This is a genomic window from Flavobacterium sp. N502540 (assembly GCF_025947365.1).
Classification (GTDB): Bacteria; Bacteroidota; Bacteroidia; order Flavobacteriales; family Flavobacteriaceae; genus Flavobacterium.
In genome coordinates this window covers 164,865-178,284 of the sequence record NZ_CP110012.1, presented here as the reverse complement: position 1 = coordinate 178,284, position 13,420 = coordinate 164,865, and the positions used below count along the sequence as shown (strand labels likewise).

The window sequence follows — 13,420 nt, the reverse complement described above, 5'->3', positions numbered from 1 at the left end:
AAAAAAACATACTAAATCTTATGCATCTTTGATTTTTTTTTTACAGGATACTTTTAATTGCAAAAGTGAAAAAAAAGGCTTGGAATAGAGTTTTGAAATGTTCAATTTTTTAAGCATTTATAAATAAAAAGATATTATGGGTAAACCAATTCAAATTTTAAAATTAGAAAAAAAATTAAATGTTTTAATAGAAAAGCTTCCTTCAGAAATTAAATATAATAGGAATAGTTATTGTACTAATGACAATGAAGAAATAATCGTGCTGAATTTATGTAATGCCAAAGTATGTGATATTTCATTTTTAAATGAATTTCCAAGTCTGCAAAAATTATATTTAAGTAATAATGAAATTTCAGATATTTCAAATTTAAAAAACTTGAAATATCTAACTGTTTTATATTTAGATAATAATGAAATTTCCGAAATTTCAGTTTTTGAAAGTTTAACATCTTTAACTGATTTAAATTTAAGTGCAAATCAAATTTCTGATATTTCAAGTTTAATAGATATTGATAGTTTGAGGACTTTAAATCTAAGTAAAAATAATATTTATGATCTTTATGGTTTAGGAGATTTAGTTGATTTATTACATCTCGATTTAAGCAATAATGAAATTTTGGATATTTCAGTGTTATATTACTTGAGTGAACTGAAAACATTGGATATCTGTTCTAATGAAATTTCAGATATTTCATATCTTGAATTTATGGATGAACTCAATTCACTAAATATAAGTTCTAATGAAATTTTTGATATTTCAGTTTTAAAAAACTTAGTAGATTTATCAACGTTAAACTTAAGTAATAATAAAATTATAGATGTTTCTGATTTAGCCGATTTAACAAATCTTTCAATATTAGATTTGAGTGAAAATAATATTTCTGATATCTCAGTTTTAGAGAATTTAAGTGAGTTAACTAAAGTTGATCTAAAACGTAATCAAATTTCCGATATTTTAGCATTAGAAGGTCTCATTAATTTAAATGAGATTGTATTAGGTTTTAATTTAATTGAAGATATTTCGCCATTAAAAACAAATATCAATTTAAAAACTATTTATTGTAATAAAAATAAAATTAAAGATATCTCATCTTTAAAAGAACTAATAAATGTTTCTTTTTTAAATTTTGAAGGCAATCAGATTTCTGATATTGAAGTACTAAAATGTTTAGGAGTATTAAAAAACGTTAATTTAAGTAGTAATCCTATTTCAGATATTTCGGTTTTCAAAACAAATATAACTCTAACAACTTTATATTTAAGTAATATAAAAGTTAACGATTTTTCAATTCTTGAAAATTTAACTAATTTAACCACCTTATTTTTAGGTAATAATAAAATTTCGGACATATCTTTTCTTAAAAAACTTCATTCTTTAGACTTTCTATTTTTAGGTTACAATCAAATTTCGGATATATCTATTTTAAGGCAATTAACAAAACTTAAATTTGTTTATTTATACGGTAATAAAATTTTTGATCTTTCGGTTTTTTCTCATTTAAAGTCTTTGGTGAATCTTGATATATCAAGCAATAAAATTATAGAAATCGAACAATTTGAATTCATTATTAATTTTCCATCTTTAAGAATTCAGGCTCAAAAGAATCCTTGTTTCGCTAATATCTTATTGGAAGATAAAAATAATTATGATACAATTTTAAATGCTTTAAAAAAAATAAATGAGTCAAAAAGAAAATATAGTTTACCAGCAAAAGTATTATTTTTAGGTAATACAGAAAGTGGTAAATCCACATTTCTAGATTATATATTGCAGACGAAAGAGCCTAGGATAATTAAAAATAATCTTCATAGTACACACATTGTACAAATAGAAACATTGCCGAAGAAAATAAGAAAAGGTTCAATTCCTAAAGCAGTTTTTTATGATTTTGGAGGACAAGATTATTATCATGGATTGTATAAAGCTTTCTTAAGTAACGATTCTATTAACATTCTTTTATGGAATAAAGATTATGATAAAAACCAAATTAGAAAGGATAGAAATGGTCAATTAACCAGAGACTATAATCGAAATTATTGGTTAAATCAGTTGAAATTTCAATATAATAGAAATAAGGAAAATAAGGAAAATTTAGAACTTGAAAAGGCAGAACCTATTTTATTAGTTCAAACTCATGCAGATCTAGATAAACATAAAAGAGAAAATTATAAAGGAGATTGTGAAAGGTTTAATATTAAAAACGAATTTTTTATTTCTCTGAATGATGATTCTGTAAAAAAATCTATAATTCACAGTCTTAGTCTAAATTTTTTAGAAGAAACTTTAAAGGAATTAATTACCCAAAAGCAGATAGTTAAAAACGAACCAATCTGGTATAAAGATTTTTTAAATTTCATTTTAAGAACTACTACATCTGATTATATATTTTTGTCCGAAATAGGAAAAGAATATAAAAGAGATAGTGATCCAGATAAATTATTATTGCCTGAAGTTTTAAGAGAACTGGCGCTTGCTGGTCTTGTTTTATATTATAAAGACGATATTGATTTAAAAGATATTGTCTGGGTAGATCCTTCAAAGACAATTCAATATATACATGACACCATATTATCTCAACAAAACGTTATTGAAAAAAAAGGGATTATTGAAAAAGAAGTTTTAGATGAATTTACAGATCATAAACTTATAAAATTGCTTTTAAATCAGAAAGTAATTTTTTTTGATGAATTAGATGATAAATATATAATTCCTGGTTATCTATGTCTTACCGAAGAAGATGACCGAATATATGAATTACTTACATTTGATTTTATAGAGCCAAATTTTATAATGAAATTTGAATATTTTATTCCATTTGGATTAATAAATCAATTAATCTGTTATTATGGTAAAAATAAGCATAAAAAATATTATTGGAGAGACCAGTTGTTATTTACAAAAGATAGTTGTAAAGTATTGATTAAACTTGATTTCAATAATTTAGAAATATCTGTTTCAATTAAATCAAAACGAACAAACTCTAAATTAAATAATTTAGAACAGGAAATATTTAGAGATATTTTGAATTTATACTGGGATAAGCCTCGACTAGAAGAAAATGATGTAAGTGAAAAAGCAGAGTATAGTGAATTAAAAACTGAAGTTTTCCATAATATTAGTAAGACTCCTTTTGAGAGTCCGGACGATCTTTATGTTTCAATAGATTATAAAAACTTTGTGCATCATAAAACACTTGAGAACAAAGAAAAAACTATAAATAAAATAACTGCATTTGGTTTAGATTATAGATCAGAAATGCAAAATGAGAGAAATGTAGAAATTCGAAAAATTGATAAAACAAAATCTAGAGAGCAAGCAAGCGGTTTATATAAAAATTTCACCACTAATAAAAATACTGAAACTATGAAGAAAATATTTATTTCATATGCTAAAGAGAATAAGAAAGAAGTTAATGAATTTCAAAAGCAAATAGCCCCTTTTAAAATAACCAGAGAAGTAGAAACATGGCACTGCTCAGAGCTAGAATTGGGTGAAGATTGGGACGCAAAAATAAAAAGTAAATTTTATGAAGCAGATATAATTCTTTATTTTGTAAGTGTAGATTTTTTTAGTACACCATTTATATTAGATGAAGAAGTTAAAAGAGGTATAGAAAGAAGTCAAGATCCAAATGATAAAGTAGCTTTAGTTCCAATTATTTTGGAAAAAATTCATTGGGGGGATTTGCTAGGCAAATATAGTTCTAATTTTAAGGGAGTTCCTATTAGTCTATATGATAAACCAAATAATGCTTGGTATGAGATTGTAGATCAATTAAAAAGAGATCATTTTAGAAAGATTGATCCTAATAGTACAGCTGGAATTATAGGTCAAGCAAAAGATACAATGAAAACGCAAGAAGATATAATTGCAGGGAAATTATAGTAAATATGATAATAAAAAGCGCAAACCTCAAAGTTTTGCGCTTTTTTCAATTTTATATAAGAGAAAAAGCAAATCCCAATTTTCTTTTCAGCCTAAACTCATTTTCAAATCGTCTGGACTTGGTGCCTAATGCTAAGTAATACCTTAAGAAATAAAATATTCCTTCATCAACAAAAAGTTGTGGCAAATTTGATTTTTATTTTGGTTTTGCCACAACTTCTGTGGCAATTTTTTTGTGTTTTTTATTTTTGCCACAAAAGTTGTAACAAAATTGATTTTATTTTTGTTTTGTTGCAACTTCTGTGACAAAATTTCTGTGACAAAATTTTTATTTTTTATTTTTTTGACACAACTTCTGTGTCAAAGTTTTTGTTTTTTTAAATTTTGACACAACTTTAAAAAAGAAATGGCAACAAAAAAAATGCGCAAAATCAAAAAGATGATTTGCGCATTTTGTTATCAGAAAGTTCTCTTGGTGAGAATGTTATTTCAATTTCATTAATTTTTCTAAGTATTCGACCTTGTCTTTTTCGGCCTGAACGAGACGTTCGTACAGCTCGACCACTTTATCAAGAGGGTTGAAGGTGCAATTAAAATTAGTGTTACTGTCTCCATTTCCTTGAGGACCATTGTTAGCACTATTGTCGTAAAAATTATTAAAGAAATTAAAAACAGATTCTTCTGTAAAATTTTCGATCGCTTCTACCGTCACGCCAAGTGCTTTTGCAATTAGTACTAGTTTTTCTTTGTCAATATTTTCGCTGGCTTCAATATTCGAAACAGATTGCTGGCTTACTCCAATAGCTTCTGCAAGAATCTCTTGTTTCATTCCGCGAAGTTCTCTGATACGGCTGATATTTCGGCCAATATTTCTGGGTCTGGTTTCTGTGCTCATAATTCAAAGATATTTAATTTTTTTGATAAAAACAGCGATCGGTAAAATACAAGGTTAATTTGGTAATGTACTTTCGGGTGTTTTTTTATTTATTGTAAATATATTCTTTTTCTTACTTTTACGATGTCTTATTTCGGCAGATAAGTAGTAATTTTAAAATATTTATATTTGCATTATAAACTTCATGAAAAATGAACTACAAAATATCATTTCAGGAAAGATCCAGGTTAGGCATGGAGATACTATCCAAACAATCTCCCGTTACCTTAGAAAGGGCACGAGCACAGGCAGAGCGCTTAAGTCTGGCAAGCAAATCAAAAGTGAAGAAACAGCGTTAATAAAAGAATTCTGCGACAGGAATTCTTTCTGGATTACCGGAATTAACATTAATGCTTTCATATCTTCGGGCGCCGAGCAAAAAGTGTATCTTCAAAATAAGCATAAAGTTGTCAAATTGAATGATAGTATCTATTATGAAACATGGGAAGATTATTTGAATAATTTACTGCTGCATAATTATTTTTTTTGGGATACTGCCTATCAATTAATTGGATTTTCTGAACACTAGAAACAATGATTATTTTAATCCCGAATTGGGTATTATTCTTGAAGATTTACATGATGAAAATGTTTTGACGTTTCAAGAGAATTTATTCTTTATCGACACCGTTTTCTACCTCACACCACAATTCTACCTACCCTGATCCTTTAAACCCCGATTCGCATCAAAGAAGAATAGTATTCTTAAAAAACAAAACTCAAGGCAGATTTTTACTACAAAATCAGGTATTTCTACGGGGTCTCAAAACCGACATTAATTTTAAATTTGAATTGCATTGCTAAATGTATTGGCAATGAGTGATTTAAGTTTAGAAATGAAAGGATGCCCCAAATCCATAGTGCTCTTTTGCTTTTTACTAAGCAATCTGTTTTTGTTTTCTCAAAACGAACATTTAGTGATCGGGAGAACAACAGGTAAACTGCTGCTTAAAAATAACGTTCCTGTCCGGACTTTTGGTTTTACGAACTCTCTTTCGGGGCAGGTTACTTTGCCGGGATCTGAGATAAAGGCAAAGGTTGGCGATACTGTTCGGGTTGATTTTTGGAGCATTTCGCAGGGAAATCCGGTCTCTTTATTTTGTAAAGAAATTGATTTTGTTCAATGGGACAAAAACAATAAGGTGATGAAGAAAAAAGAAGCCATTCATCATATGGAGCATGGGTTTTATTCTTTTCGGGCCGAAAAACCGGGTACTTATTTGTATTACAGTCCCGAAAATTATCCGTTCAATCTTCAGGCGGGAATGTTTGGCATTATCATTATTGAACCGAAAGAAAAGGATTTTCAGACGCCTGAGCCCTTGCGTGAAATTCTTTGGTGCAGCAACGAACTGGATACAAAATGGCACACCGATGCCATCATGGGTACCGAATACGATTCTCGTAATAAACCTATTGTTCTTCCGCCCTACAAACCCAATTATTTTTTGATTAACGGACAAGTTGCTTCTGATACTAAGGGCTTACAATCGTTAGATCGTAAAAACGAAACGGTGCTGCTTCGATTGGTCAATTCGGGATTGTATCTTCATGAAATTGTATTTCCGCCAAACGCAAAACTAAAGCTGAGGTTTGGAAACGAGACTGCTTTACTGGAGTCTGCTAGCGGATGCACAGCCGCACTGCATGCGGGAGAAAGTCTGGAAATACTCGTTTCCCTGGAAAATGTGGGAGATACAGAACAACTGATGTACCATTTTACTGATCCTATTTCAAAAAAGAAAGTTTACGAAACGGCTATTGCTGTTTTTCATTAAAATTTAAATCGACGATTATGAAACAACTGTACTTTTATTGGATACTCCTTTTTTCGGTTTCTATTTCATTTGCGCAAAACAAACCTACATTTTCGGTAGTAGGAACTGCGGTCAATAAAGAAAGTGTACTGAAAAACAAACGGCTCGACATTTCGAAAATCAAGGTCGAAAATATTTCAAATAAACCCATTTATCTGGTTTGGGAAACGGTATCGAATACATTTCCAAAGGAGTGGGATTGCTCGATGTGCCAGCACGGCGCCTGCCAGATTGGGATTCCCAAAGGATCTTCTTTTAATAAACTTAACCCGGATCAGCAGGGGTTTATTGCCATTCATGTAATTCCTGCCAGCAAAATAGGCAACGGGACGGTGAAATTTAAAATCTACGACAAAGCAAACCCTAAGTATGCTCAGATTTTAACTTTTGAAGTCGAAGTGCTTTAATGTTAACTACCAATTTATTAATCACCCAAAAACAAAAAAAATGAAAAAAATTACTAACTTATTTTTACTTATTCTGATCTCTGGATTGTCCTATGGTCAGAGTAAAGCGGATGCGAAGTATATTCGCTGGAATGCCAATACGCCTCAGGGGAAAGCCAATATTGAGGCGATGAAAGTGGCTTTTAAGAAAATGCGCGAAGCGGGCTGTGAGAAGGGTATTTCCTGGTATTATCAAGGTGCAATTCATAATATCCCCGAAAAGATAACAGGTCCCAATAAGCTCTGTCCGCAATATCAGACTATTGATAATAAATTATGGGCCTGGGCAGATTGTACACACACTGACACTAATAATGCAGCTTTAAATTTTCTTTTATGGCACAGAATGTACATCTGGTATTTAGAAAAAATTGTTAGAGAATTGTCCGGAAAAGCAGATTTTGCACTTCCGTACTGGAATTACGGCAGTAAAGAAGAATCTGAGAATATTATGGCCGAACCTTTTAGGGAGTCATCAGGTTCTTTGTATACCGCAGCACGATATACTATTTTGAACAATGGAAAGCCAATCCTTCCCGAGCAGTTGGCTAGTATTCGAAACTCAATAGCCGAATTAAGAACAAATCCTTCCTTTGCAGGCGATGCGGGATTTAGCAGTAGTCTTGAAGGTCAGCCTCACGGTTATATGCACGTTCTTATTGGCGGGGGATATGCTCATCCGCCAGAAAAGCATTACAACGAAATATATCAGGAAATAACTTCGGGTCTAATGGCCAAAGTTGAGTCGGCCGGATTCGATCCTATTTTTTGGCTGCATCATAGCATGGTCGATCGTATTTGGGAGTCGTGGGATGTTTCGGAATTTGGTCAGCGTCCAAGTTTAGAAGAATTAAAAGCGAATCCATGGCCTTATGAATTTATCACTCCAGACGGAGGTCACATCACTTATACGATGGAGGAAGTGTACAACATCGTTTTTAATTTAGATTACAAATACGATGATTTACTTTACGGATCTAAAACTCCGGTATTAGCGGCTAATGAAAATAAGGTAAAAACCAGAATCTCCTTTCAGGATGCCAAAGAAGAAGTAGTTTGGGAACAAAAAGTGGGTAAAGTATTAGGCACTTCGGCTTTTACGCATAAAGTGAGCAGTACCTTTGCAAGAAATACGAATAAAGCTTTTAGAACTGCCGATTCCAGATTAATTCTGAATCTGGATGTATCTGTTTACAAAGAACCAAGTGATTATTATACGGTTTATTTGCGTTATCCCGGAAAAAAAGATCAGTATGTGGGAATGATGACTTTCTTTGGGCTTGCTCATGATCACGGAATTGGAAAGAATCATGAAATTGGTGAAGATGGGGTAAAACTTAAATATGCCTATTATATTTCAGATGACTTAGTGAATACGGATGCGAATTTTCAAGTTATTATCAAAAAGACCGGAGGCGGAGATGCTAAAGTTACTCTGGAAAAAATTAGTGTGATAAAAGCAAATTAAGTTTTTTTGATTTTCTGAAAACGACATCCCAACAATATTCCAAACCCTGCAAATACTGATTTGCAGGGTATTTTTTTGAAATCTAATGCTGCTTTTTTTCGTAGGATTTTTTAACATTTAAAAGATGTTCTTTTAAGAAGATCTTGCTATAAAATTCTTATTTTACAGATTGAAAATGAAAGTCGATAAAAGGGAATAGAAGCACGCCAGTTCAGGATTTAGGTTTACAAAAGAGCGCTTCTTCAGTAAAAAAACGACGATTTTCATTACAACAACATTCAATTACTTTACCTATTATATTATATATTTAGAAATAACATTTGTTTTATACGATTACTAATGAAAAAAAGTCTCAAATACATTGATGGAAACTCCGATAAATTCTGGGAAATAAACGTGACAGGATTTGAATTTACGGTAACTTACGGTAAAAACGGAACTTCGGGAACTTCACAGACCAAGAGTTTTTCAACAGATGAAGAATGTTTGCGAAATGCTGAAAAATTAGTCAGCGAAAAACTGAAAAAAGGATATTCTGAAAACGGAGAAGCGAGTATAACTTCAAAACCAAAAACGGGTAAGGCGGTAAATTCTGCTGCTGTTTTAGAGGAATATGATGCCATCATAAAAGCAAAAGATATCCATTTGATGCTTCCTTTTTTAAAAGAAAATGCAAAAGGAAATGTAGAAGCTTTAAAGAAGCACATCAAAAAAAATAAAAAATACTGGACCCAATACATCGATTTATCCAAAGAACCGGAATTTTTGAAGAAGAATAAAACCGGTAACAATTGGGGATCTTCGTGGGGAACAAGAGGAGATCAAAAGCAAAAAGAAATTATTACGCTGAGCGCTATCGCATTGTTTGATAAAGCCGATATTAATTCGTGGGATGAAGTACTGCAATTGCTGGATGAAGCCGATCAGAAATCCTATGTTCTGGACACATTGTTATGGGCAAAACCCAATTGGCTGGAAACTTTTATTCTGGATAAAGTAAAAAGACAGGACTGGGTAAGTGTCAATTATCATATCCTGCGAAAGTTTGAAGAGGAAGGTCTGCTGCAATTCAATCCCGAGTTGTACGCTTTAAGTCTCGCCGCAACAAACGAGTGGCGTGCCAAGACAAAAATCAGAAAATTCATTAATACCCTTGTCAATGATACAAAAGGATATCAGAGAGATATTCCGGAATTGTTTAATTACGAAACCATACTTCACAACAGCTTTTTTCGGGATAATGACAACCAAAGTTATAACGAATTCCAGACCTGGAGCATTGTCTACAAAACCTTATTAGACGAGAAAAAAATGGACCGCAGTTTCTTTATCGAAAATGCCATCCAGATTCAAACCAAAGAATGGAACAACAATCTAAAATCTTTTTTCAGAAAAAGGATCGAAGAATTTAATGCGACAGAAGAAGAACTGATTGTTTTTCAGGAAAATATATTTTCGTTTTTGCACAACGCGTATCCGCCTATTACGAGTTACGGAATTGAATTGGTGAAGAAAATTTATGCACATCCGAAATTCAAAGCCAAATCATTTCTGGAATGGCTGGAACCTTTAATGATGCGTGGCGACTGCAAAGCAGCCATAAAAAATGCGCTTCCGATTTTAGAAAAAATAAGTAAAGCCAATCCGAAAGTAAACAATCAAATTGCCTCTATTCTGGCTGATGTTTATGTGATTTCTGATTTGACTTTACAGGAAAAAGTGTCTAAAATTATTCTGAAAATCGGTTCCTCAAAAGATAAAGTGCTGAAAGAAAAACTGAGCACCTATGTTACGTTGATGCAGGGAAATATCAAATCAGGTTTAAGTCAGTTTTTAGATGAGGATGCTTTGATGTCGGACGATGCCGGATTTGAAGAATATCAGTTCCAAGCTCAAAAAGAACTGGTATTGACCGAAGAAGTGCAACTGCCAAAGGACTGGAACGAAATTTTATTTCAGTTTGGAAACTTCATTGCTTCTGAAGAAGTTCTGGACACCGAAATCCTGATGAATACTTATATCCAGCAAAGAGATTTGTTTCCCGCCGATTACAGCGCGCAGTTACAGCCTTATCAAAAACAATTGAACAAATTCTATTTTGAAAGTGTTCATAAGAACTATATGAAATCGTTTTTGTCTCAGAAAATTGAAAACATCAACAATAAGTTAAGTACCAGAGACAGTCATTATTTAAAAATTAATACACTGGTTTTAATCCGACCGTTATTAGAAAAAGTACAGCAGAAAATTGAATCCAATTCAAAACTGCCATTGCTTTCTTTCCCTAGTCATAAACCGTATTGGGTCGCTCCTAAAGTTTTGTTGGAGCGTGTAATTGCCTATCAAAAAGCAAACGAAGAAATTGATTCTCTTGATTTAGCAATTGCCATTGCGCGAATGCCGAGAGAAAATACGCATGAAGCACTTCCTTTATTGAATGAAATCGAGGGCGAATTAAAAGCCTTGTTGTCGTACTGTTTGGGAGCAGAAGATAAACTGACGATTGATTCGGGTTCATTAGTTTCAAAACTTTTGGCAACATTAGGAAAAACGACCAAGGAAAGCGGAATATTATCTTTATGGGCCGTTGCAGCCAGAACATTTTATCCGGACCATACTTTTAGCGAGTTTGAAAATACCTATTTAAAACAAGTTCCATTTGTGGTTTCGCCATTTCAAACGGAATTCTCCTTTAAGGAAAAATGGAACGAGTGGAACAATTATAAAACACACGAAAAAGAAAGATCGCCTTCGTGGTACGAACTTCGTTTCGAACTGCCACAATACATCAAAACGCCCAATTATCTATTGTACAGTCTTGATATTTACAAAAGATCGAACAGTTGGGATTACAATATAAACTATGGCGGAAATACATTTTACTGGCACAGTCTGACACCACAAAATCCGGATGCTTTAGTGATGACTTTATTGAACAACTGTGTAGTTCCGGACGGTTCAAAACCCGAATTAAAAGGTTTTCTGGACGTTTTAAACCGACCGGAAATGAGGTTCTCGGAGAATGTTTTATTGTTATTCGCGCTTTGTTTCTTCCAGGAAAAGAAAGATTTACGCTTACTGGCCTCCGAAACTTTAATGAACCTAATTGAGAAACAAATAATCGATATAGAGAAGTTTGCTGAGAAGGCGGCTTTTGCAGCAACAGGAAAATATGGTGCTTTTTCGAGATTAACCGATGGAATTATTGCCTTAAAAGATATTTCACCTTTACACAACAGCGCATTGCTGCAGTTCTTTAACGCCTTTTTTGCTCATTTGGAAGTGAGCGAAAAGCTACCGACAAATTTCAAGAAAATGGTCGAAAACTATGTTGATGTTTTAATCAAAACCAATCAGAAACCGTCAGAAAGCGTCATTGCGTTTTTTGAACAGTGGAAAGATAATGCTTCGCTTAAATCTTTGATTAAGCAAATTTTAAAATAAAGAAAATGACAGATTTAGAATATAATTATAAAGGAATTTCAACTTACAGTAAAACAAAGGGAATCAATAATTTGGTTTTGGCCCATCAAACCGAAATTGAGGAAGTTAATAATATTCCGTGCTTTTTCTGGGGAAGTTTAACTGATCCTTATGTTACGGCAAAATGCTGGAGTACGATTGCCAAAGTAGTGCGTTCGAGTTTTGGACCAGTTCCGCCCAGCCTTCGCGACCCAATTGTTTCTGCAGGTTCAGAAAGACTTCGTTTTGAAGGGTTTTCGTCCTGTAATGGAGTCTATGTAAGATTAGACATGAAACCCGAAGCCATCGACGGCGAATTTATTGCAAATGGAACGACTAATGTTGATTTTAACGATCCGATGCTGAATGCGCTAAATGCGATTCAGAAAAATGAAAAGGTAACCCTTGCCGTTGGTCAGCAAGACGTTCAGGTGATAACCAGCAAAGCAAAAGTAGTCGAGAAAAAAGTAACTTTGCCCATGCGCTGGATCAAAGGATTAACCAGTGTTCAGCTTTATTTGGCTGATATGGATCTGAAGTTTGAACTCAATAAAATACAAACCATTCAGCTTTTTCAAAGCCTGCCGAAAGGAAGCGTAAAAGGTGATTTTTTTATCACCAAAAGAGCCGGAAAGTTTATGTTTTCGACTTTGGCAACTTCAGACAGTGTGAGAATAGGGGGCGTTCAAAGACTGCGTTTATTAGAAGGGATTTTGGCCATTGTAGATAAGATTTTTGTTTACGAATCAGATGATAAGCAGACTTGTGCTATTGTATGCGAATTTGGTAAAATGCAGCTATTGATGGCTTTTTCTCCGGATTCCTACCGTGGTTTTTCGGGTGAAGGAAATGTTCTGGAAACCATGACAGAAAATTTACCGATGGAATGGGTGTACGGACTAAACAGTTTGTTAAAATCGAATGAGATGTTTGATCCCACCATGCTTTCGATTGAAAATGATATTGATTTTGGCACGATGGATAATCTAACGTCCAATTTATCTTCCATGGGATTATTAGGGTATGATTTAAGCGAAAAGGCTCATTTTTACCGTCGTCTTCCTTTTAAAACAGAACGTATTTTATCTTTAAATCCGAGATTGAAAAATGCGAAAAAGCTAATTGATAAGGAAGAAGTAGAAATCACAGAACGCAGAGCCGATTATATTGAAGCCAAAGTAAAAGGTTCCGGTGTGGTACATAAAGTAATCATTGATACTACTTCTCAAAAATGTACCTGCGACTGGTTTACGGCTTATCAGGGAAAGAGAGGAATCTGCAAGCATATTTTGGCGGTGAAAATGATACTTTCTTAAGCTGAAAATTAAAGACATGCTCTACAAATCTTAAAATAAAGTTAAATTAATTTCTAAAAATGCTATATTTGTACCTGAAATGGAAATGAAA

The 13,420-nt window shown here is 32.8% G+C and carries 7 protein-coding genes and 1 pseudogene; 7 read left to right on the top strand and 1 reads right to left on the bottom strand.

Annotated elements, in window-relative coordinates; genetic code table 11:
- Positions 1-136: 136 nt before the first annotated feature.
- Positions 137-3,886 carry a leucine-rich repeat domain-containing protein gene (locus OLM58_RS00770; RefSeq protein ID WP_264530802.1) on the top strand — a complete coding sequence of 1,250 codons (3,750 nt, stop codon included), beginning with the start codon at positions 137-139 and terminating at the stop codon, positions 3,884-3,886.
- Between the two features lie 484 nt (positions 3,887-4,370).
- Here the strand turns inward: OLM58_RS00770 and OLM58_RS00765 are convergent, their stop codons facing one another.
- Complete coding sequence (locus OLM58_RS00765) at positions 4,371-4,781, bottom strand: helix-turn-helix domain-containing protein (RefSeq protein WP_264530801.1); 411 nt, start codon at positions 4,779-4,781, stop codon at positions 4,371-4,373.
- A 184-nt stretch (positions 4,782-4,965) separates the two neighbouring features.
- Between OLM58_RS00765 and OLM58_RS00760 the strand changes: the two are divergent.
- The 6 genes and pseudogenes from OLM58_RS00760 (at position 4,966) to OLM58_RS00735 (ending at position 13,329) form a co-directional block, all read left to right on the top strand.
- A pseudogene (locus tag OLM58_RS00760) lies at positions 4,966-5,485 on the top strand (hypothetical protein).
- 150 nt (positions 5,486-5,635) lie between these two features.
- On the top strand, positions 5,636-6,598 hold the full coding sequence (locus OLM58_RS00755; protein WP_264530800.1) for a multicopper oxidase domain-containing protein: 963 nt from the start codon (positions 5,636-5,638) through the stop codon (positions 6,596-6,598).
- Positions 6,599-6,615: 17 nt separating this feature from the next.
- Complete coding sequence (locus OLM58_RS00750) at positions 6,616-7,044, top strand: hypothetical protein (protein WP_202702062.1); 429 nt, start codon at positions 6,616-6,618, stop codon at positions 7,042-7,044.
- A 40-nt stretch (positions 7,045-7,084) separates the two neighbouring features.
- On the top strand, positions 7,085-8,551 hold the full coding sequence (locus OLM58_RS00745; RefSeq protein WP_264530799.1) for a tyrosinase family protein: 1,467 nt from the start codon (positions 7,085-7,087) through the stop codon (positions 8,549-8,551).
- Between the two features lie 339 nt (positions 8,552-8,890).
- Positions 8,891-11,995: a WGR domain-containing protein gene (locus OLM58_RS00740; RefSeq protein WP_264530798.1), complete on the top strand. Its 3,105-nt coding sequence runs from the start codon at positions 8,891-8,893 to the stop codon at positions 11,993-11,995.
- 5 nt (positions 11,996-12,000) lie between these two features.
- A complete protein-coding gene (locus tag OLM58_RS00735) occupies positions 12,001-13,329 on the top strand; it encodes an SWIM zinc finger family protein (RefSeq protein WP_264530797.1) in 1,329 nt (442 codons plus the stop codon).
- The last annotated feature ends 91 nt before the right edge of the window (positions 13,330-13,420 follow it).